The organism is Mixta mediterraneensis, assembly GCF_030283135.1.
GTDB lineage: Bacteria > Pseudomonadota > Gammaproteobacteria > Enterobacterales > Enterobacteriaceae > Pantoea > Pantoea mediterraneensis.
The window spans coordinates 98,224-118,788 of the sequence record NZ_JASUAZ010000006.1 but is presented as its reverse complement, the minus strand read 5'-3'; the positions used below and the strand labels follow the sequence as shown (position 1 = coordinate 118,788).

Here is a 20,565-nt window from a genome sequence, read left to right as displayed (position 1 = left end):
CGTGGATTTTAACGGTATCCAGATTGCAGTTGACGCCGAAGGCTATTTAAAAAATCAAAACGACTGGAACGAAGCACTGGCGGCAAAGATTGCCGGGCTGGAAGGCATCGAAATGACCGATGCCCATTGGGAAGTGGTGCACTTTGTTCGCAACTTTTATAGAGAGTTCAACACGTCGCCTGCGGTGCGTATGCTGGTGAAAGCCATGGCGCAAAAATATGGCGAGGAAAAAGGCAACAGTCGCTATCTGTTTCGCCTGTTCCCGGAAGGTCCAGCCAAACAAGCAACTAAAATTGCCGGTTTGCCTAAACCAGCCAAATGTCTGTGATCAGCCGGTGGTGAAGCTATGTGGCACCTGCGCCGGTTGGTGAGCTTCAACCAGCACGTTATCAACATGCGCGCTGCGCGGCCCACCCGCTTTTAACCAGTCGATCAGGGCTTCTACCTGTTGAGGTTCACCGTAAGCCAACACCTCCACACTACCATCTTCAAGGTTTTTCGCATAACCCAGTACGCCGAGTTGTCTGGCCTGCATTTGTGTGCTGTAGCGAAACCCGACGCCCTGAACCTGACCATGTACCCATGCTTTAAAACAGGCTGCTGACATTATTTACTCCTGCTGCTGTTCGTTGCATTTTTCCGTTATCCACCGGACAATGGCGCCTCATTTTTTCAGGTAAGCATAGCAAACTATGACAGTTCGATTGATTCTCGCGAAGGGACGTGAAAAATCCCTGCTCCGTCGTCATCCCTGGGTTTTTTCCGGTGCAGTCGCACGTATGGAAGGTAAAGCGCAACAGGGTGAAACCATTGATGTTTGTGACAGCAACGGTAACTGGTTGGCTCGCGCCGCCTGGTCACCGCAGTCGCAGATTCGCGCCCGCGTCTGGAGCTGGCAGCAGGATGAGTCCATCGACATTGCTTTTTTTGTTCGTCGCTTTGAGCAAGCGCAGCAATGGCGTAAATGGCTCGCTGAGCGAGACGGGCTGGACAGCTACCGCTTGATAGCCGGGGAATCAGACGGTTTACCTGGCGTGACTATCGATCGTTTTGGCCATTTCCTGGTACTGCAGTTGCTATCCGCCGGTGCTGAATATCAGCGCCCTGCCATTATTACTGCCTTACAGCAATGTTTTCCTGAGTGTGCCATTTACGATCGTTCCGATGTTGCAGTTCGCAAAAAAGAGGGGCTGGAACTGTCACAAGGCCCTGTCACCGGTGAATTGCCCCCGCCTCTTCTGCCCATTAATGAACATGGCATGAAATTGCTGGTTGATATTCAGGGCGGCCATAAAACCGGTTATTACCTTGATCAGCGTGACAGTCGCCTGGCAACGCGCCGCTATTCACAAAATGCCCGTGTGCTCAACTGTTTCTCCTATACGGGAGGGTTCGCCGTTTCCGCTTTGATGGGAGGCTGCAGCCAGGTCATCAGCGTAGATACATCACAGGATGCGCTGGATGTCGCTCGCCAAAACGTTGAGCTGAACGGGCTTGACGTGTCGCGCGCGCAATTTCAGCGTGATGATGTATTCAAACTGCTTCGTCGTTACCGTGACAGTGGTGAAAAATTTGATTTGATCGTGATGGATCCCCCCAAATTCGTCGAGAATAAAAGCCAGCTGATGGGCGCCTGTCGCGGTTATAAAGACATTAATATGCTGGCGATTCAGTTACTGAACCCTGGTGGGGTTCTGCTCACGTTTTCCTGTTCAGGTTTAATGGCAACCGATCTGTTCCAAAAAATCATTGCTGATGCTGCCATTGATGCAGGCCGTGAAGTACAGTTTATTGAACAGTTCCGCCAGGCGGCCGACCACCCCGTTATCGCCAGTTATCCCGAAGGACTTTACCTGAAAGGTTTCGCTTGCCGCGTAATGTGACTTGAAAAAACAGCTCGTGACGCCATATTGATCACAGGGCAGTTTTTTTTGGAGGTCATAATGATTGCCAGTAAATTTGGGATTGGTCAGCAGGTTCGTCATCGTCTTTCTGGTGTATTAGGCGTCATTGTTGATGTCGATCCAGAATATTCGTTAGATGAACCAAAGTTAGATGAGGTGGGCGCAGCAGAAAAAATGCGCAGCGCGCCGTGGTATCACGTGGTGATGGAAGATGAAGATGGCGATCGGGTACATACGTATGTCGCAGAAATTCAGCTTTCCGGTGAGACCAGCGTTGAACACCCGGAACAACCTTCCTTAGATGAACTCGCCGCATCGGTGCGTCAACAATTACAGGCGCCGCACTTACGGCATTAATCAGTGGCGGCAGACTACAATGCCGCCACTTTTTATGCATGCTTTGGTGAAATTCCCAGTCGTGGAATTTCGATTTTAGGGCAGCGATCCATTATCACGGTCATGCCTGCATCCTGCGCCAATACTGCAGCCTGCTCATTAATCACCCCTAACTGTAGCCACAGCGTTTTCGCACCAATGGCAATAGCTTCCTGCGTTACGCCCCACGCGGCTTCAGAATTGCGAAACACATCTACCATATCCACCTTGCCCGGAATATCAGCCAGGCTGGCATATGCGGTTTGGCCTAATAAGGTTTTTCCCGCCAGTTTAGGGTTAACCGGAACCACTTCGTAACCTTGCGCAAGCAGATATTTCATTACAACGTGACCCGGACGTTCCGGTCGATCGCTAGCACCCACCAGCGCAATGCGTTGCGTGCGTGTCAGCACATCACGAATCGTTTGATCATTCATTACTTCCTCCTTTTAGCGACAAGCTAAATTGTAGCTGGACCGGGTAAGGTCAGGGTAAAGGACGGCGCAAATTCTCAGAGCTGACGCACGAATAAATATGTTTAAATGTAAATTTAATGCCATAATGTAAGAATTTGCTACACTTGTTCCCTTGCGCCTTATTGCCTGGAGTTGAAATGAAACTGACGTTGACTGTTACGGGGTTGATCACTTTCCTCGTTACAGCGTCCTGTTCTGCCATTACCTTAAAGCTTGATCCGCAGATCGCGCTTTTGGTCCTTGATGGCCGCAAAATTTCGGGTTCGCTACTTAAAGGGGCCGACAGCTTAGAGCTTGACCGAGGCCAGCATCAGTTTCTGTTTCGCGTCGAGCAGCCGGGTGATAATCACCAGAATACATCGTTACGCTATCAATCGACGCCAATGATTGTTACGTTCAGCGCTGCAGTTAAAACTATCACTATCCGTTTGCCTGCGCTGGACAACAAACGCGCGCGCTACCATTTTGATCGCACACTTAACTTTCAACTCATTGATGAACACGGCAAAGAAATTATTAGCTTGCGCGATCGTCTGCCCGCTAATGCTGGCGTGGATCTGGAAAAAGCAATGCTGAAATACAATCGCGACGACCAAATCGCTTCCGTTCCGCAATTTGCCGAAACCGCTGCTACAACACGGCCCGGTCAACCCACCGCCGATCTCGCCTGGGTCGATCAGCCTGAGCTGCCTTCATTTAAACGTTGGTTCCAGCGTTTTGATGAATACACGCGCCAACAATTCCTCAATCTGGTCAAAATGTTACGTACAAGTTGATAGACAAGAATGCCAAGGAGTAAACTCGGGCAACACATCTTGCGCACGTGACATTACCAGGAAGGCTTTATGGAGCAAACTGTTCGTACCCTTGGCGTAAAAAAACATATCGCATTGGTTGCCCATGACCATTGCAAAGCCTCGCTGCTTGAATGGGTAAAGCAAAACCAGCCCGTATTAGAAACTCATGAACTTTATGCTACCGGGACGACGGGAAACCTCATTAATCTGCATACCGGACTTAGCGTTCATGCCATGCTGAGCGGCCCGATGGGCGGCGATCAGCAAGTGGGCGCGATGATCGCCGAAGGAAAAATTGATGCGTTGATTTTCTTTTGGGATCCGCTAAATGCCGTCCCGCATGATCCCGATGTAAAGGCATTATTGCGCCTCGCCACGGTCTGGAATATTCCTGTCGCAACTAATCGGGCAACAGCGGACTTTATTATTCAGTCACCGCTGTTTGCCCAGGCCATAGAGATTCAAATTCCAGATTATCAACGTTACCTGGCCGATCGCCTGAAATAACTCAGGCTTTGCGTAACACCGGCACGCCAAGTTCACGGAAGTGATCGACGAAAACCGAAGGCTGCTGTTTGTCGTACATCAGAAACACCTGCTGACGCGCACGCGTCAGCGCCACATAAGCCAAACGCCGCTCTTCTGCATCGGGGAAGGCTTCCGGTTGCGGCAATAAACCCTGCTCGATAATGGATTCACGCGCCTCAGCCGGGAAACCCTCTTTCCCCTGTTGTAATCCTAATAAAATGACGTAATCGGCTTGCTGACCTTTGCTGGCGTGAATCGTCATGAAATCGAGTTTCAGCTTTGGCCACTTCGTTTTGGCCTTCTCCAGCACTTCCGGAAGTAAATAGTGATACCGCGCCAACAGCAGTACACGCTCATCCGGCCTGGCGTAGCCGCTTAATTTATTCAGTAACGGCTCAAGCTGTTCTTGCGGCAATAATGAGATGGATTTTTTATTCCCTTTGGTCAGACTGTTGAGCGGCTTACGCAACTGATGCGGGTTTTGCTGAACGAAACGGTTAGCGATGTCACCAATACGATCGTTGAAGCGATAAGTGGTATCCAGCACGCAACGATCGCCTTCACCGAAATAGTGATGAAATGCCGTTGTCAGACTCATCTCGGCACCACTAAAACGATAGATAGCTTGCCAGTCATCGCCCACCGCAAACAGCGTGGTACGTTTATTCTGCTGACGTAGCGCCGTTAATAAAGCCGCACGCTGCGGTGAAATATCCTGAAATTCATCCACCAAAATATGCTTCCAGGGACTGATAAACCGTCCCTTTTCCAGAATTGAAATTGCCTGATGAATCAAACCGGAAAAATCGACGGCTCCCTCTTCTTTTAACGCGGTTTTCCAGGCTTTTAACAGCGGGGCCATTAATTTAACGCGTTTACTAAACAGGTCACGGACTTCTTCATGGACGTCTGCGATCATCGCAGCCTGCGCACCGCCATGCATGCGCATTAATCCCAGCCAGCGCTCTAAGCGCGATGCCAGCCTTTTTGCCAGTGCATCATCCTGCCAAAAAGCGCCGTCGGGAACTTCCCATTTCAGTTCATCACGCAACCATTGTCGCCAGCCGTTGGCCTGCGCTTTTTTCTCATCACACTGCTGACGCCAATGGCTAATCAGCCACTCGCGGCGTGCGCTGGCATCACTCTCCAGCTTGCTGATAACAGGCTGTTTATTGCTGCCCTGGCGGATAATGTGTAACGCTAACGAGTGAAAGGTTCGCGCCTGAATATCGCCGTCACCCAGTCGGGACTGGATACGATCGTTCATCTCTTCAGCGGCCTGACGCCCAAAGGCTAAGAGCAAAATTTGCTCCGGCGCAGATAATTTACGTTGCAATAGCCACCCGGCACGAGCAACCAGTACGGAGGTTTTACCGCTACCTGCCCCAGCCAGAACTAATAACGCCTCTTCGCCATTCACAACGGCTTCGCATTGAGAAGGATTAAGGGGAGTCGTTTCGATGGTTGAGAAGAAATCCTGATAGCGTTCCAGCGTTTTTGCCGTCCAGTCGCGATTACGCTGTTGCAGCGCTGCTTCGCCCTGCTCCAGCCAACGCTGGCAGAAGGACCAGTCTGCGCGGGTCGTATCAAATTCGTTAAGGCGTGACAGCGGCAACGGCAATGCATCAAACTGTGTGGTGATTTTGCTCTTTAGCATTTGCAGTTCGCTGCGCTTTATCCAGCGGTCCTGATCGCCGAAGCGGCTAATTTCTTCACGTAACGAGCAAAGCACCTCGCGGCAAACTTCGCTCATTTCATGGCTCCAGCTTTGCCATGATTGCAGAAGATAATGGTGAAAACGCTGTGTTTCCTGCCATTCAGTGCCGTGCAGCCGCACAACTTTGTTTTCAGCTAATAAAAATTCCAGTTCGCCCCAAACCAGCCCGCGTTTGCAGGTAATAGCGAGCAGCTGGTTAAACGGGATCAGATATTCATGCCTGTCCCCGCTAACTTCTACACCCGCCGCCAGCAAACGAACCCGATTATAAGGATGTTGAGCAAGTCGCTTGCCCATGGATGTTGCTTTCAGTTCCACGTCCACACCAACGACTAAGAATAGGATTATGCGGAGTTTACCTGTCAGACCCTTGGCGCTCCAGCCTTAAAACAGGCTAAACTTGGCGGCACAGCTTGCGGAATGCAAAAGGAAAAGATTGTTATGCGTACCGTTTTAAACATTCTCAATTTCGTTTTAGGTGGTTTTTTCACCACCCTGAGTTGGCTTTTTGCCACGCTGATCACCATCGTACTGATCTTTACGCTGCCGCTGACACGCTCCTGTTGGGAAATTACCAAATTGTCACTGCTGCCTTTTGGTAATGAAGCGGTGCATATCGATGTGTTGCGTCCCGATGAAAGAAGCCACGTGATGAACGCGGGTGGAACTTTACTGAATATTTTATGGCTGATCTTTTTTGGCTGGTGGTTGTGTCTGGCGCATATCTCAGCAGGCATCGTTCAATGTCTGACGGTTATCGGCATCCCGGTTGGTATTGCTAACTTTAAGATTGCCGCTATCGCATTATGGCCGGTTGGACGCCGTGTGGTTTCGGTTGAAGAAGCGCGCATTGCTCGCGAAACCAATGCCCGTCGTCGCTATTAATATGATGTCAAAATCATTGCCGGGATGGCGGCAATATTTATTTAACAGCACCTGGCGCTATCTGTTGCGCATCTTCTTTGCCCTGGCAGGCTGTGCTGCAGTGCCGTGGTGGCTGAGTCAAATCGAATGGACGATTCCGCTCACCCTGGGCGTGGTCGCAGCAGCTTTGGCTGATTTAGACGATCGTCTGACCGGACGTCTGAAAAATTTGCTCATCACACTGTTATGCTTTTGTATTGCCTCTGTTTCCGTGGAGTTGCTCTTCCCTCATCCTGTGGCTTTCATTGTCGGTCTGGCGCTTTCCAGCTGGGGATTTATCCTGCTGGGTGCATTGGGTCAACGTTACGCCACTATTGCTTTCGGCGCACTGTTAATTGCTGTTTATACCATGCTGGGCATCGGCCTGTTTTCACAATGGTATATGCAACCAATGCTGCTGTTGATGGGCGCACTCTGGTACAACTTCTTGACTTTGCTGGGTCATTTGATGTTTCCAGTGCGGCCGGTACAAGAACAACTGGCGGGCAGCTATTCTCAGCTTGCGCGTTACCTGGAAGCCAAAGCCAATTTGTTTGACCCGGATGGCAATGAAGAGAGTGACGCCTCATTAATTAATACCGCTATGGTGAACAGCCAACTGGTGGCGCAGCTTAATCTGACCAAAACGACCTTGCAAAGCCGTTTACGCGGCGATCGGGGTTCTCGCGGTACGCGACGGAGTTTGCACTATTATTTCGTGGCGCAAGATATTCATGAGCGCGTCAGCTCATCACACTTGCAATATCACTTATTGCGCGGTGACTGGCGTTACAATGAAATTCTGTTTCGCTTTCAGCGTCTGTTAAATATGCAGGCGCAAGCTTGCCGCCAGCTGGCTCAGTGCATTCTAATGCGGGAACGCTGGGAACATGACAGCCGGTTTGAGCGTGCGTTTGATCGCCTGCATAAAGCGATAGAAAGGCTGGCTCAGCGCGAACCGGAAGCGGCGCATATTCGCGCCTTATATTGGTTGTTACGCAACTTACAGGCGATTGATGCACAATTAGCGTCAATTGAATCCGAGCAGGCACTGGCTGCCGACGATCCACAGCACAGCGATAATTTGCTTTCGCGGGAAGGGCTGAATGGATGGAGCGATATTCGTCTGCGGATCAGTCGTCACCTATCACCCACTTCTGCTCTGTTTCGCCATGCGGTGCGAATGTCAGTAGTACTTTGTATCGGTTACGCCTTTATCCAGGTTACCGGCGTGGAACGCGGTTACTGGATTTTGCTCACCAGTCTGTTTGTCTGCCAACCCAATTACAACGCGACTCAGCGGCGTCTGGCGTTACGTATTGGCGGAACGCTGGCGGGTATTGCTATTGGCTTGCCGGTTTTATGGCTGGTGCCGTCGGTAGAAGGACAGTTAATCCTGATCGTGCTGAGCGGCGTACTTTTTTTCGCTTTTCGCCAGGTACAATATGCGCAGGCCACGCTATTCATCACCTTACTGGTGTTATTATGCTTCAACCTGCTGGGCGAAGGGTTCGACGTTGCCTTGCCTCGCGTGGTGGATACATTGCTGGGATGCGCTTTAGCATGGTTTGCCGTGGCATTTATCTGGCCCGACTGGCGTTTCCGTCAGCTACCGCGGGTCGCTGAGCGTACCCTGAATGCTAATTGCCGCTACCTTGATGCCATTATGGAACAGTATCACCAGGGAAAAGACAATCGACTGGCTTACCGCATTGCCCGTCGCGATGCGCATAATGCCGATGCAGAATTGGCATCGGTGGTTTCAAATATAAGCAGCGAGACGCGACCTAACCATAAGCTGCGTGAATCCGCCTTCCAGTTGCTTTGCCTGAACCACTCTTTTCTGAGCTATATTTCAGCGCTCGGTGCACATCGTGACAAGATCACCGAATCAGGGCTTCTCACTTTGCTGGATGACACGGTTTGCTATGTTGAGGATGTTTTACAGATAGACACCGTAAGCGACATTCAGGCAGAAGAAATGCGTTTTTCGCTCGCGCAACGAATCAATGAATTGTCTGCCGATCCTAATACGCGTGCGCCGCTGGTATTGCAACAGTTGGGATTGCTGGTTGCGCTATTACCCGATATTGCGCGCCTGCGTCGCACGCTGGCGATGAATTAATGTCCGGAACTCTCTGTGTTCAGCGTGTGCTTAACGGTGTTCTGATACCACTCACTCAGCTCCGCCTTTACTGCCTGGGGTAAGGCGGCGTGATGGTGACCCGATATGGCGCCCTGTAACGCCAGTAAAGTATTAAGCCCAACGTGCTGGTTGATAGCTTTAAGTTTAAGCCAGCATTGTTTGGCACCCGTCTCACATAAATGCTTAACAGTGCAGATCCCTACCTCTCGTAACATCAGCTCCATCCGAAGGCTGAGATTGGGCAGATCTTTTAATCGCACCGAGGTATGCCTGGATTGTAATTCAGACTGGGCAGTCTGCAGCGAAGATGCCGAGAGCGCGATCAGACGTTCAGCGTTGCACCAAAGCGCCTCATCAACTTTGAAATAGTTAAGATTTACCGGTATACCGCGTTTACGGAAAACGAGCGTCTCCAGCGGACATTTAACGACGTACTCACGCAGTGCCTCACTGGCGCGCAGATAGAGTTCGTCTTCGTTTATCAAAGCGAAAACGACCTGCTCTACAGCTAAAGCGTAACCCCCGAATTGCGTTCGTGACTCGATTTTTCCTAACGACGCTAAACATTCTCTGGAGCGTTCAACTACCTGATGTGCTTTCTTCATTGTACCACCTCCCTGTACAGGAAATAACTTAAACACCTTTTTATTCAGCCATTTAGAAGATAAGAAAAAGACGTAACAGGTTCAATGAATAAATGCATTCTGACCGGAACTTCTGTCGATTTTGCGAGGTATTTTCAGAAATTTGGGTTGATCTTCATCCAAGATAACATTACTGTATATCCATACAGCACCCTGTTGAGTGATTAACTTATGCGAACACAATATACGAACAATGCGCGCCTGGCTCACCGTTATACGTCCTCATCCATGCCAACTTATAACAGCGGCTGGATTACTGAATTACGCTATAGTGAACAGCCAGGTATGATGCAGATGTTGTTGTTGCCGTTGCTACAGCAACTGAGTCAGCAATCTCGCTGGCAGTTGTGGTTAACACCTGCGCATAAGCTAAATCGCGCCTGGTTACAACAGTCAGGACTGCCCCTGGAAAAGAGTATGCATATTGCTGATTCTGATCGCTTTAATACCGTAGAAACCATGATAAAAGCTTTACGGACGGGGAATTATAGTGTCGTACTGGCGTGGATTCCCTATGAACTGGATGAGGAAGAGCGACGTGAGCTTGAACGGGCAGCAGCAGAAGGTGAAGCGCTGGGCCTGATTTTGCGCTCCGGTAATTCAGCAGAAGCGCCACTCCGACCACAAAATCCGCCAAAAATTCAGTCGGATTTGTTTCATTAAGTAAAAACGGGATTTATCTCAGGATAATTTTCTTCTTGTTCAGCGCTAACTCACTGATTATCTTCCTTCCTGTATTGACAAGGGCTTAGCAGCTTTTTTACCTTTTCTGCTATGGCGAGAAGGCCATGTCAATTGTTAGAATTTGTGTATAAACCGCTGTTTTTTTACAGTAGCGCATCACATCATACTTGTAAGTTTCCAATCTCGTTGTAGACTTTATCTCGCCAGGGTGCTCAATAACCTCCGTTTTTTCGGTAGAGTCATAAGCGAGCGTTTTGACCCGGCGAAGGATTAAACCAAGAGCAACCTTTTTGCTCATTGCCTATTTGGATGATAACGAGGCGCAAAATGAAAAAGACAGCTATCGCAATTGCAGTGGCACTGGCTGGCTTCGCTACCGTAGCGCAGGCCGCTCCGAAAGATAACACCTGGTACACCGGTGCTAAACTGGGCTGGTCTCAGTATCACGATACTGGTTACTACGGTAACGGTTACGAGAACAACAACGGTCCAACTCATGAAAGCCAATTGGGTGCTGGCGCATTCCTTGGTTACCAGGCAAACCCATACCTGGGCTTTGAACTGGGCTATGACTGGCTGGGTCGCATGCCAAACAAAGGCACTGTAACTAACGGCGCATTCAAAGCACAAGGCATCCAGCTGGCTGCTAAACTGAGCTACCCAATTACTGACGACCTGGACATTTATACCCGTCTGGGTGGCATGGTATGGCGTGCGGATTCCACACAGTCTAATCCAACCTATGGCCGTATCAGCGACCACGACACCGGTGTTTCTCCGTTGGCAGCAGTGGGTGTTGAATACGCTCTGACCAAAAACTGGGCGACCCGACTGGACTACCAGTGGGTTAACAACATCGGTGACGCCGCTACCGTTGGTACACGTCCTGATAACAGCATGCTGAGCGTAGGTGTTTCTTACCGCTTCGGTCAGGATGAAGCCGCTCCGGCACCAGCGCCAGCGCCAGCGCCAGCACCGGTTGTTGAAACTAAGCGTTTCACTCTGAAGTCTGACGTTCTGTTCACCTTCAACAAATCTACCCTGAAACCAGAAGGCCAACAGGCTCTGGATCAGCTGTACAGCCAGCTGAGCTCAATGGATCCTAAAGATGGCTCTGTTGTTGTTCTGGGCTTCACTGACCGCATCGGTTCAGACCAGTACAACCAGAAATTGTCTGAGAAACGTGCTCAATCAGTGGTAGATTACCTGGTATCAAAAGGTATCCCATCTAACAAGATCTCTGCACGTGGCATGGGCGAATCTAACCCAGTTACCGGCAACACTTGTGATAGCGTGAAAGGCCGCAATGCCCTGATCGACTGCCTGGGCCCAGATCGTCGTGTTGAAATCGACGTTAAAGGCATCAAAGACGTAGTTACTCAGCCTCAGGCTTAAGTTATTACGTAAGAAAAACCCCGCTCTGGCGGGGTTTTTTATGCCTGTTTTTCAGTAACCGTTGTCAAAACTTCTCAGCATTATGCTGCACGTAGCAAAAAATCAGTCACTCTCCGTTCCTGATTTGCCTAAAATCGCTTGCAGATCCTGCTTAAGACTCGACATCTGCGTGGCATACTTCTCTTTACGTTCCGCATCTTCGATTAACTGCACAATTGTCTCTGACAACGTACTGTTCCTTCGTTGTGCCAGACCAGCCAGTCGCTGCCAGACCAGATATTCTAAATCGATAGATTTTTTGCGGGTATGCTGATGCTCGGCATTGAAGTGGCGCTTGCGCCTCGCACGAATGGTTTGTTTAAGGCGATTGTCCAGATCGGGGTGAATATGGTTGGCAATCCAGTCACTCACCTCTGTGGGATTATTTTCCATCGACAATAGCAAATCCACCGCAGCCTGGGCAGCGCTTAGCTCAAGGTGACGCGTGATCAGTTCACCTTCCCGATGTTTTTTCACCAGGTATTTCCACTTCCATCCACATTCAAGATTTTCGAGTTGCTGGTATTTCATCGGAATCTCATCGTGATCACGTAACGATCTAAGAATAACAGCTTTTTTCCCCGATGTAGCAACGAAAAACATGTTGCCGGTGTCACATCTCCGATTGGAACTCCGCCGTGATAAACAAGGGTGTTTCCTGTATAATCGCGCTTTTCTTAAATCAGATGAAATGCGATTATTTTGACCAGCACTCAACTTACGTGGCAATACTTACAGCCGGATAGTTCGCAATACCAATCCGTTTTCTCCCGAATTGCTGACGAAAAAACCGATTCGCTGGCATCCGTTCAGCCGCGACTGCTTAATGCACTGGCGCATTTACATCATCAATCACAAGGTTTTCCGCTGTTGTTAATTCGCAGCCAGGAAAATCGCGACTACCTTTCGCTTATCGCGCAATCCGCTCAACGCTTCGTTGGCGCCTCGCCCACTTTATCTGGCGGCGATTACCATATCATGGCGGATAACGTCACTTTGCAACCGCCGTCTAATGCAGAGCGCCCGTTCACCAGCCAGGGCGGAATACATTTTGCTGAATGGATTGAAATGGAGCCGTTGTTTGGCTGCGTCCGCACCCATAAAGAACGCATTCAGCTCGAACCCGGTCTGATTCATCGTGCCAATGGCGGCACCCTTATTCTGTCGCTACGTTCTTTACTGGCTCAGCCGCTACTGTGGTTACACTTGAAAAAATGTATTGAACAAGGCTTTGTCGACTGGATTTCTCCGGACGAACGTCGCCCGCTTCCCGTTTCCATTCCGCCGCTTCCATTACAGTTAAAGCTGGTCCTGTGCGGCGATCGTGAAGCTCTGGCAGAATTTCAGGAGCTGGATCCCGAAGCGCATGAAATGGCCATCTACACTGAATTTGAAGAAAACATACAGGTGCTGGATGAAAACGACATGCTGGCGTGGTGTCGCTGGGCTGGCGATTTGGCCGTGCAAGCCAACCTTCCCCTGCCAGAAGCTGACTTTTGGCCGGAATTAATCAAAGAAGGTGTGCGCTATAGCGGTGATCAGGAAACATTACCGCTTTGCCCGCGCTGGTTGCTGCGACAGATTCGTGAATCCTCTCTGATGGGCGAAAGTGTCAATGCTGAGACGTTACGTGAGGCGCTTGATGCACGTTTATGGCGTGAAAATTACCTTAACGAGCGGATGCGTGATGAAATTCTGCTTAAGCAGATTTTAATTGAAACCGAAGGTGAAGTTGTAGGTCAGATTAATGGCCTGTCGGTAGTGGAATACCCTGGTCATCCACGTGCATGGGGCGATCCTTCTCGTATTACCTGCGTAGTGCATCCTGGCGACGGCGAGTTTACCGATGTCGAGCGTAAAGCTGAGCTTGGCGGTAATATTCATGCCAAAGGCATGATGATTATGCAGGCGTATTTGATTGCTGAACTGGAGCTTGAGCAACAGTTGCCTTTCTCCGCATCGCTGGTGTTTGAGCAATCTTATTCAGAAGTTGATGGTGACAGCGCTTCTTTAGCCGAGCTTTGCGCATTAATCAGCGCACTGGCTAATCAGCCGGTTAATCAACAAATTGCAGTGACTGGATCAGTCGATCAGTTCGGTAATGTCCAGCCGGTTGGCGGCTTGAATGAAAAAATTGAAGGCTTTTTTGATATTTGCCATCAGCGTGAACTGACCGGCCAGCAAGGCGTGATTATCCCTGCCTGTAATGTGCGCCACCTTTGCCTGAATCAGGAAGTGGTCAGTGCGGTTGAACAAGGCCGTTTTCATATCTGGGCAATTGATCGTGCCGACGAGGCGTTGCCTTTATTGACCGGTAAAGACTGGAACAGCGCAGATAGCGAAGGTGATTGCCTGCTGCACACTATCCAGGAACGTATCAGCCAACTGAACCAACAGCAGGACACCGTGCAGCGTCCGTGGCCGCTACGTTGGCTCAACTGGTTTAACCACCGCTAATCCGATTTGCTCAGCGTACAACTGTTCGCTAACATTCGTGATTCACTAAAACAAGGCTTATTGAAAACATGGTAGATAAACGCGAATCCTATACCAAAGAAGACCTGATTTTATCTGGTCGCGGTGAATTGTTTGGCGAAAATGGCCCACCGCTCCCATCAGGTAACATGCTGATGATGGACCGCGTGGTCAAAATGACCGAAGACGGCGGGAAATTTAATAAAGGTTTTGTTGAAGCCGAGCTGGATATTAATCCCGACTTATGGTTCTTTGGCTGCCACTTTATTGGCGATCCCGTCATGCCAGGCTGTCTGGGCCTTGATGCTATGTGGCAGCTTGTTGGTTTCTATCTGGGTTGGTTAGGCGGCGAAGGTAAAGGCCGGGCGCTTGGCGTGGGTGAAGTAAAATTCACCGGCCAGGTACTGCCGGAAGCGAAAAAAGTGACTTACCGTATCCACTTCAAGCGTGTGATTAACCGTAAACTGGTTATGGGCGTAGCGGATGGCGAAGTATTTGTCGATGGTAATCTGATCTACTCTGCCAGCGATCTGAAAGTCGGTCTTTTCAAAGATACCGCTGCTTTCTAAGACGCAGAAACGAAAACCTCCGCGCTCAGCGGAGGTTCTTTCCTTTTTCTATGACATTCCGGCTAAGCAACTGCTGCCGACCTGTCCTCCATGGCTTGTCGCCAACCTCCCAACCAGTGAGACCTAGCGTCGATCATTTGGTACGGACAAATCTCTTTTGAGCGTCCTGTAATGCCTGCCTGGTAACCTCGTGAATGGGCGCGCTCAAGGCGGTCTCGTTTCTGTCTCTTCATACTCCGTGTCCCTCATATCAGGTCTGTGGAATCTGGTGGAAAGAAAAAGGTGGCGAATTAATGTTCAACCACTTTAATGTTCTAACCTCTCTGAAGAGAAAGATCAATGCGCAATATTCACGCCAATGTCATAAATGTGACCTTAATCAGACAAAAATTTTCGATTTTGTGATGCAGTTAATTTCTCTATCCTGCTGATTCGTCTATGAAAAGCCCTTAACCATCACCACGCTAACAACATGATTAATCAAGGGCTTAGCTTATCAGTCGTATTAATCCTAATTTAATGTCACAACACTATTCGCGATTTGCTGTGCAGTTTGTTGCCAGCCTACAGCTAGCGTTCTCACCAGTGCGTCATAGCCGTCTTCCGTTTGTGGCAGGATAAGATTAAACGCGCGTTTCGTTAATTTTCCTTGATGTTCCAGCGTCCACTCACCGCTAATCACAGCATGACCATCATAGCGGCCCTGAAAACCGGTCACTGTCACGTTCAGCGTGTCATGTTGCGCGCCGAGCGGGGAGCCTGAAACCAGCCTTCCCGGTAACGCCTTGCTGAGATTAGTAATCAACGTTTGCTGCAACTGCTGATCAAGCGGGCTGGCCCAAAGATTGTTCGCGGCGATAACGTATTTCACATCACTGGTTTGATACACCAGACCATTCCCGGCCAGGTAATCCGGCACCGTTACCTGCTGCACCCATAAGGTCGGTTGTGCTGTCGCCTGACCGCTGCTGCTTACCTGCATTGAAGCTGCCCCGGAAGGCAGCTGATAATAGGTCGTATCGATGGTGTTACTGCACGCACTCAGCGCGAGCGCGGCAAAAAGCATTAACCCTTTTTTCACTGTTTCGCCCTCTTTGGCTGGGGATCTTGTCCCGGTTTGGCTTCAAACACCAACGCGTTACTCTTCGTATTCAGCGTTTTCAGTACCGGCTGAAGTTCGCGCAAAACCTGATCCAGGCGTTGCATATCACCCACCAGCTTGCTGTACGCGGGCGATCCCGGCTGTAGCCCTTTCATGCTGCGATTCAGCTCACGCAAAGTTTGCTGCATATCCGCAGGCAAGGTTTTCATGGCCGGGCTGCCGGTGAGGTTGTTGATATTATCAATGGTATGCTGCAGATCTCGTAGGGTGCTCTGGCTCTCTTTGAGCGTCCCGGTCGCCTGCGAAATCATGTTGTCCAGCGGTAACCCATTGATTTTGTCCAGTGCCGCCATCAGTTTCTGTTGGATCTGATTTAAACCACCGCTCACAGTTGGAATAATTTCATAGCCCAGAACCTTATCCGGTCCTTTATAAGCTGGTGCGTTATCGTAGAAATCGAGATCAACGTACAGTGAACCGGATAACAGATTGCCGGTTTTCAGCGTTGCGCGCAGGCCACGTTTCTTACCATCCTGAAGATGCTGTTCAAGATTGAAGTTTTCGCCCAGACGATTGATAAAGCGATCCGGTTCGATACGAATTAACACGGGAACGCGGTAATCGTTGTTTAGCGCCTGATCGACTCCCACCTTCATAAACGGCACTTCAGAAACCGTACCGAGGCGAATACCACGAAACTCAACCGGCGCCCCCGCCTGCAGGCCACGAATTGAATCGCTGAAGAACATCAGGTAATCGATATGATCGTTATATAGCGAATCCTGGATGCTGCGTTGATCGTCAAACAGGTGATAATCCGCTTTGTTCGCTGCGGCTTTACCTAAATCCCTGCCATCTGGTACGTCAAAACTGACGCCACCACTGAATAGCGTGGTCAATGACCCCATTTCTACACGCATCCCCGAAGCTGACATATCGACCGCAATTCCGCTGTCTTTCCAGAAGCGCACATTGGTCGTCACAAGACGATCGTAAGGGGCACCGATAAACAGCTGATACGTCATCATGCGCTTATCCGTATCGAAAGTGCTGGTTTCTACTGTCCCTACGCGATAACCGCGGAACAGCACCGGATCGCCTGGATTAAGCTGCCCGGCTTTTTTGCTGTCGAGAATAATACGAATGCCTTTGGCATCAGGCGGCGCAAGTGGTGGCGCATCCAGCAGCTGATATTGCTCTGGTTGCTCATTTTTGCTGCCGGGCTGCAGTTCGATATACGCCCCGGAAAGTAAAGTTCCTAAGCCAGTAATGCCTTCACGACCGATCTGCGGCTTTACCACCCAGAAAACACTGTCGCCGTGCAACAGCTTTTCCATACCGGCATTTAACCGCGCCTTGATCTCAACATGATGCAAGTCATCAGTCAGAACCGCGCTTTCCACCACGCCGACATCAACGCTACGGCTTTTAATGGTGGTTTTGCCCGCTTCAATGCCTTCTGCATTCTCGGTAATCAGCGTGACTTCCGGGCCCTGATGACTGAAGTGATAAAACAAAATCCATCCGCCAATTAATAGCGTAACGATGGGGATAATCCAGACTGGCGACCAGCGCTTAATCTGTTCCACTTTTGCATGGCCGTGATTAGTTTCCGTCAAGACGCGGCTCCTTCAATTTATTTTCACTTACACGATCCCAGATCAGACGAGGGTCAAAGGCCATTGCGGCAATCATGGTCAAAATGACCACCATTGCAAACAATACCGCTCCCCATGCCGGATACACTTTCATTAATTGTCCCATGCGCACCAGCGATGAAAGCACGGCAATCACAAACACGTCGATCATTGACCAACGGCCCACAAATTCGACGACTTCATAAATCAGATGCATTTTATGGCTATCGCGGCGTCCACGTCCGCTGGCATCCCAGCATAACCAGCCAATGGCCAGCATCTTTAGCGTGGGCACCATAATGCTGGCGATGAAAATCACCAGCGCAACCGGATAAGATCCATCGCTCCATAACAAAATTACCCCCGCCATAATATTGGAAGGGTAAGCATTGCCGAGCGTTTCGGTGACCATAATCGGCATCAGATTAGCAGGAACATACAACATCACTGATGTAAGCAGCAGTGCCAGCGTCCATTGCAGGCTGTGCCTGCGGCGCGCATTTGCACTGACGCCACAGCGTGAGCATTGATGTTGTTCAACAGGTAAGATTGCAGTGCAGCAAGGGCAAGAACGACACCCCTGATGCAAACCACTGACGCCAACTTCAGGCGGATGTCGCAACGCGGGCATGGGCGCGATTTGCTGCCACACCCAGCGGCGGTCAACACATTGAAATGCCCGCAATTGCAGCAGACAAAACAGGCACCACGGCCAGAAACTTGTTTGTAATCCAATGTCACCATATGCCATTAGCTTGACGAAACTGACCAATACGCCAGCCATAAAAATTTCAGCCATGCCCCAGCTACGCAGCTGGAACAGAACCCGCGCCAAAATCCGTAGCAGCCCGGTTGGCATTTTGGCGGGGTTTACCAACAGGATGATGGTTAACATACAAAAGGCAGGAATGCCCTGCACAAACAGTAAAAACAGAGTGGCAAGACTGCTGTAATCCTCAGAAACCATGACCTGTGGAATTTGCATCAGGGTGATCTGGCTGCTGATCCCGGCCACTTTCATGGTGATAAAAGGAAAAAGATTAGCCAGCAGCAACATGAACAGGGCTGCCAGCGCATATCCGGTGGGACGCTTACGCGGTTCGTACCAGTTAGCCGTTAAGGTAGTGTGGCAACGCGGACAGGATGCCCGGCTGCCAACGGGAATATCCGGCAACCTGACCATCAAATCGCATTGCGGGCACAACATCCACGCGCCCGTTTTCTCTGCTGAACACATCCTTTATCCCTTTTGATTACCCACCGTTTTTCAGTGACTCAAGCTCTTCCCAGCGAGTAAACGCGGTTTCCAGTTCCTGTTCCGTTTGTGCCAGCTCATCTAAAACCGGCTGGGTTTTATCATGCGGCTGACTGAAGAAATCTGGATGGCTCATTTTTGCCTGCAATTCACCGATACGCCCTTCCAGCTGTTCGAGCTTTTGCGGCAGCTGTTCCAGTTCCCGTGTCAGGTTATAACTTAGTTTGCTCACGTTGCGTTTGGCAGAAACATTTTTTTCTGCCAGCGGTTTGGCCGCAGTATCGGAAGGTTTAGCTGCCGTGCTCACTTTCTGCTGTTTGTAAGCCGCGCGCTGCTGCTGCGCATCGTGATAACCGCCAACAAAAGTACCGATTTCGCCATTACCCTCAAAGATCCAGCATTCCGTAACCGTATTATCGACAAACTGACGATCGTGGCTTACCAGCAAAACCGTCCCCTGATAACCATCGATCAGCTCTTCCAGCAGTTCCAGCGTTTCTACGTCCAGGTCGTTGGTCGGTTCATCCAGAATCATCAGATTGCTTGGCCGCAGGAACAAACGCGCCAGCAGCAAGCGATTTCGCTCCCCGCCCGATAGCGCACGCACTGGCGTCATGGCGCGTTTCGGATGGAACAGGAAATCCTGCAAATAACCCAGCACATGGCGCGGCTTGCCGTTCACCAGCACCTCCTGCTTACCTTCAGCCAGGTTATCCATCACGGTACGATCGGGATCAAGTTCTGCCCGGTGCTGATCGAAGTAAGCGACTTCCAGTTTGGTGCCGGAATGCACGCGTCCGCTGTCAGCTTTCAGCTGCTGCAACATCAGGCGCAGCAGCGTGGTTTTACCGCAGCCATTTGGGCCTATTAGGGCGATCTTATCGCCGCGCTGCACCTGTGAAGTGAAATTCTTCACCAGCACTTTACCGTTCACCGCGTAATCAACGTTTTCCATTTCGAAAACGATTTTGCCAGAACGCGAGGCTTCACCAACCTGCATGTTGGCTTTGCCCATCACTTCGCGGCGTTCTGAGCGCTCCCGGCGTAATGCTTTTAACGCACGTACGCGACCTTCATTACGCGTGCGACGCGCTTTGATGCCCTGGCGGATCCACACTTCTTCCTGCGCCAGCTTGCGATCAAATTCAGCGTTCTGCATCTCTTCGACCCGCAGCGCTTCTTCTTTACCTTCCAGATACTGGTCGTAATTACCCGGCCAGGAAACCAGCTTGCCGCGATCAAGATCGACAATACGCGTCGCCATATTGCGGATAAAAGAGCGATCGTGAGAAATAAACACGATACTGCCGGTAAAGGTTTTCAGGAAAGTTTCCAGCCAGTCGATGGTTTCAATATCAAGGTGGTTCGTTGGTTCATCCAGCAATAAAACACGAGGGTTACTGACCAGCGCGCGTCCCAGTGCAGCTTTACGCAGCCAGCCGCCCGACAGCGACGATAGCTCGGTGTCGGGTTCCAGGCCAATCTGCTGCAACACGTCGGTAATACGACTTTCCAGCTGCCACAAATTTTGATGGTCGAGAATGGATTGCAGACGCGCCATCTCATTCAGGTTTTTTTCGCTAGGGTCTTCCATCACCACATGAGAAATGGCGTGATAGGCCTTCAGGTGTTCAGCCTGCTCCTCCACCCCTTCGGCGACGAAATCGTACACTGAACCGGCAATATTGCGTGGTGGATCCTGTTGCAGGCGTGAAACCACCAGATCGGTTTCATAAATGATGCGGCCATCATCCAGCGGCTGTTCGCCATTGATGATTTTCATCAGGGTGGATTTACCGGCTCCGTTACGGCCAACCAGACAAACGCGCTCATTTTCTTCGATGTGCAGTTCGGTGTTATCTAACAGCGGAGCATCGCTGAAGGAGAGCCAGGCACCGTGAATACTGATTAATGACATG

General features: G+C 50.3%; 20 protein-coding genes and 1 pseudogene. 11 read left to right on the top strand and 10 right to left on the bottom strand.

Going from position 1 to position 20,565, the window contains the following annotated elements:
• The first annotated feature begins 1 nt into the window (after position 1).
• A complete protein-coding gene (locus tag QRY16_RS06405; protein ID WP_193403261.1) occupies positions 2 to 328 on the top strand; it encodes a TusE/DsrC/DsvC family sulfur relay protein in 327 nt (108 codons plus the stop codon).
• Here QRY16_RS06405 and yccX read toward each other — a convergent pair whose 3' ends face one another.
• Positions 329 to 607: an acylphosphatase gene (gene yccX / locus QRY16_RS06400; RefSeq protein WP_289776025.1), complete on the bottom strand. Its 279-nt coding sequence runs from the start codon at positions 605 to 607 to the stop codon at positions 329 to 331.
• A gap of 85 nt (positions 608 to 692) precedes the next feature.
• Here yccX and rlmI point away from each other — a divergent pair, with 85 nt between their 5' ends.
• Both rlmI and hspQ read left to right on the top strand, forming a co-directional pair.
• Positions 693 to 1,883 carry a 23S rRNA (cytosine(1962)-C(5))-methyltransferase RlmI gene (gene rlmI, locus QRY16_RS06395; protein ID WP_289776024.1) on the top strand — a complete coding sequence of 397 codons (1,191 nt, stop codon included), beginning with the start codon at positions 693 to 695 and terminating at the stop codon, positions 1,881 to 1,883.
• Between the two features lie 60 nt (positions 1,884 to 1,943).
• Positions 1,944 to 2,261 carry a heat shock protein HspQ gene (gene hspQ / locus QRY16_RS06390; protein ID WP_193403264.1) on the top strand — a complete coding sequence of 106 codons (318 nt, stop codon included), beginning with the start codon at positions 1,944 to 1,946 and terminating at the stop codon, positions 2,259 to 2,261.
• A 32-nt stretch (positions 2,262 to 2,293) separates the two neighbouring features.
• Here hspQ and QRY16_RS06385 read toward each other — a convergent pair whose 3' ends face one another.
• A complete protein-coding gene (locus tag QRY16_RS06385; protein ID WP_193403265.1) occupies positions 2,294 to 2,716 on the bottom strand; it encodes a CoA-binding protein in 423 nt (140 codons plus the stop codon).
• A gap of 176 nt (positions 2,717 to 2,892) precedes the next feature.
• Between QRY16_RS06385 and QRY16_RS06380 the strand changes: the two genes are divergently transcribed.
• Together QRY16_RS06380 and QRY16_RS06375 are read left to right on the top strand one after the other, a co-directional pair.
• Positions 2,893 to 3,531 (top strand): YccT family protein, encoded by a 639-nt coding sequence (locus QRY16_RS06380; protein ID WP_289776023.1) that lies wholly within the window; start codon positions 2,893 to 2,895, stop codon positions 3,529 to 3,531.
• A gap of 69 nt (positions 3,532 to 3,600) precedes the next feature.
• A complete protein-coding gene (locus QRY16_RS06375; RefSeq protein WP_193403267.1) occupies positions 3,601 to 4,059 on the top strand; it encodes a methylglyoxal synthase in 459 nt (152 codons plus the stop codon).
• 1 nt (position 4,060) lies between these two features.
• Here the strand turns inward: QRY16_RS06375 and helD are convergent, their stop codons facing one another.
• The gene (gene helD / locus QRY16_RS06370; RefSeq protein ID WP_289776022.1) at positions 4,061 to 6,115 is read right to left on the bottom strand and encodes a DNA helicase IV; all 2,055 of its coding nucleotides are present in this window, start codon (positions 6,113 to 6,115) and stop codon (positions 4,061 to 4,063) included.
• 123 nt (positions 6,116 to 6,238) lie between these two features.
• On the opposite strand from helD, the gene QRY16_RS06365 reads away from it, so the two are divergent.
• Complete coding sequence (locus QRY16_RS06365; protein WP_193403269.1) at positions 6,239 to 6,682, top strand: YccF domain-containing protein; 444 nt, start codon at positions 6,239 to 6,241, stop codon at positions 6,680 to 6,682.
• Position 6,683: 1 nt separating this feature from the next.
• On the top strand, positions 6,684 to 8,825 hold the full coding sequence (gene yccS, locus QRY16_RS06360) for a YccS family putative transporter (protein ID WP_419776113.1): 2,142 nt from the start codon (positions 6,684 to 6,686) through the stop codon (positions 8,823 to 8,825).
• Here yccS and QRY16_RS06355 read toward each other — a convergent pair.
• Positions 8,822 to 9,451, bottom strand: coding sequence for a TfoX/Sxy family DNA transformation protein (locus QRY16_RS06355; protein ID WP_289776021.1), 630 nt, complete (start codon positions 9,449 to 9,451; stop codon positions 8,822 to 8,824). The genes yccS and QRY16_RS06355 overlap by 4 nt on opposite strands.
• A 210-nt stretch (positions 9,452 to 9,661) precedes the next feature.
• On the opposite strand from QRY16_RS06355, the gene sulA reads away from it, so the two are divergent.
• Positions 9,662 to 10,153, top strand: coding sequence for an SOS-induced cell division inhibitor SulA (gene sulA / locus QRY16_RS06350; RefSeq protein WP_289776020.1), 492 nt, complete (start codon positions 9,662 to 9,664; stop codon positions 10,151 to 10,153).
• A gap of 348 nt (positions 10,154 to 10,501) precedes the next feature.
• Positions 10,502 to 11,569 (top strand): porin OmpA, encoded by a 1,068-nt coding sequence (ompA, locus tag QRY16_RS06345; RefSeq protein ID WP_289776019.1) that lies wholly within the window; start codon positions 10,502 to 10,504, stop codon positions 11,567 to 11,569.
• A 102-nt stretch (positions 11,570 to 11,671) separates the two neighbouring features.
• On the opposite strand, the gene matP is transcribed toward ompA, so the two are convergent.
• The gene (gene matP / locus QRY16_RS06340) at positions 11,672 to 12,139 is read right to left on the bottom strand and encodes a macrodomain Ter protein MatP (protein WP_193403273.1); all 468 of its coding nucleotides are present in this window, start codon (positions 12,137 to 12,139) and stop codon (positions 11,672 to 11,674) included.
• A 107-nt stretch (positions 12,140 to 12,246) separates the two neighbouring features.
• On the opposite strand from matP, the pseudogene QRY16_RS06335 reads away from it, so the two are divergent.
• Together QRY16_RS06335 and fabA are read left to right on the top strand one after the other, a co-directional pair.
• Positions 12,247 to 14,065: pseudogene (locus QRY16_RS06335) on the top strand (AAA family ATPase).
• Between the two features lie 68 nt (positions 14,066 to 14,133).
• The gene (fabA, locus tag QRY16_RS06330; RefSeq protein WP_193403275.1) at positions 14,134 to 14,652 is read left to right on the top strand and encodes a bifunctional 3-hydroxydecanoyl-ACP dehydratase/trans-2-decenoyl-ACP isomerase; all 519 of its coding nucleotides are present in this window, start codon (positions 14,134 to 14,136) and stop codon (positions 14,650 to 14,652) included.
• Between the two features lie 62 nt (positions 14,653 to 14,714).
• Here fabA and rmf read toward each other — a convergent pair whose 3' ends face one another.
• From rmf to QRY16_RS06305, 5 genes are all read right to left on the bottom strand, one after another.
• Complete coding sequence (gene rmf / locus QRY16_RS06325) at positions 14,715 to 14,885, bottom strand: ribosome modulation factor (protein ID WP_289776017.1); 171 nt, start codon at positions 14,883 to 14,885, stop codon at positions 14,715 to 14,717.
• A gap of 278 nt (positions 14,886 to 15,163) precedes the next feature.
• Positions 15,164 to 15,733, bottom strand: coding sequence for a membrane integrity-associated transporter subunit PqiC (pqiC, locus tag QRY16_RS06320; RefSeq protein ID WP_289776016.1), 570 nt, complete (start codon positions 15,731 to 15,733; stop codon positions 15,164 to 15,166).
• Entirely contained in the window at positions 15,730 to 17,373 is a 1,644-nt protein-coding gene (gene pqiB, locus QRY16_RS06315; protein ID WP_289776015.1) for an intermembrane transport protein PqiB, read from the bottom strand. Before pqiB ends, pqiC begins: the two co-directional genes overlap by 4 nt.
• Positions 17,360 to 18,628 (bottom strand): membrane integrity-associated transporter subunit PqiA, encoded by a 1,269-nt coding sequence (gene pqiA / locus QRY16_RS06310; protein ID WP_289776014.1) that lies wholly within the window; start codon positions 18,626 to 18,628, stop codon positions 17,360 to 17,362. Before pqiA ends, pqiB begins: the two co-directional genes overlap by 14 nt.
• 16 nt (positions 18,629 to 18,644) lie before the next feature.
• Complete coding sequence (locus QRY16_RS06305) at positions 18,645 to 20,564, bottom strand: ABC transporter ATP-binding protein (RefSeq protein WP_289776013.1); 1,920 nt, start codon at positions 20,562 to 20,564, stop codon at positions 18,645 to 18,647.
• Position 20,565 lies beyond the last annotated feature (1 nt).

What these genes read in the sequence shown, in the direction of transcription:
- QRY16_RS06355 (WP_289776021.1), bottom strand. Translation starts at nt 9,451, where the DNA reads ATGAAGAAAGCACATCAGGTAGTTGAACGCTCCAGAGAATGTTTAGCG.
- QRY16_RS06380 (WP_289776023.1), top strand. Translation starts at nt 2,893, where the DNA reads ATGAAACTGACGTTGACTGTTACGGGGTTGATCACTTTCCTCGTTACA.
- pqiA (WP_289776014.1), bottom strand. Translation starts at nt 18,628, where the DNA reads ATGTGTTCAGCAGAGAAAACGGGCGCGTGGATGTTGTGCCCGCAATGC.
- yccX (WP_289776025.1), bottom strand. Translation starts at nt 607, where the DNA reads ATGTCAGCAGCCTGTTTTAAAGCATGGGTACATGGTCAGGTTCAGGGC.
- fabA (WP_193403275.1), top strand. Translation starts at nt 14,134, where the DNA reads ATGGTAGATAAACGCGAATCCTATACCAAAGAAGACCTGATTTTATCT.
- QRY16_RS06375 (WP_193403267.1), top strand. Translation starts at nt 3,601, where the DNA reads ATGGAGCAAACTGTTCGTACCCTTGGCGTAAAAAAACATATCGCATTG.
- rmf (WP_289776017.1), bottom strand. Translation starts at nt 14,885, where the DNA reads ATGAAGAGACAGAAACGAGACCGCCTTGAGCGCGCCCATTCACGAGGT.
- hspQ (WP_193403264.1), top strand. Translation starts at nt 1,944, where the DNA reads ATGATTGCCAGTAAATTTGGGATTGGTCAGCAGGTTCGTCATCGTCTT.
- yccS (WP_419776113.1), top strand. Translation starts at nt 6,684, where the DNA reads ATGATGTCAAAATCATTGCCGGGATGGCGGCAATATTTATTTAACAGC.
- ompA (WP_289776019.1), top strand. Translation starts at nt 10,502, where the DNA reads ATGAAAAAGACAGCTATCGCAATTGCAGTGGCACTGGCTGGCTTCGCT.
- QRY16_RS06365 (WP_193403269.1), top strand. Translation starts at nt 6,239, where the DNA reads ATGCGTACCGTTTTAAACATTCTCAATTTCGTTTTAGGTGGTTTTTTC.
- matP (WP_193403273.1), bottom strand. Translation starts at nt 12,139, where the DNA reads ATGAAATACCAGCAACTCGAAAATCTTGAATGTGGATGGAAGTGGAAA.
- QRY16_RS06305 (WP_289776013.1), bottom strand. Translation starts at nt 20,564, where the DNA reads ATGTCATTAATCAGTATTCACGGTGCCTGGCTCTCCTTCAGCGATGCT.
- sulA (WP_289776020.1), top strand. Translation starts at nt 9,662, where the DNA reads ATGCGAACACAATATACGAACAATGCGCGCCTGGCTCACCGTTATACG.
- QRY16_RS06385 (WP_193403265.1), bottom strand. Translation starts at nt 2,716, where the DNA reads ATGAATGATCAAACGATTCGTGATGTGCTGACACGCACGCAACGCATT.
- rlmI (WP_289776024.1), top strand. Translation starts at nt 693, where the DNA reads ATGACAGTTCGATTGATTCTCGCGAAGGGACGTGAAAAATCCCTGCTC.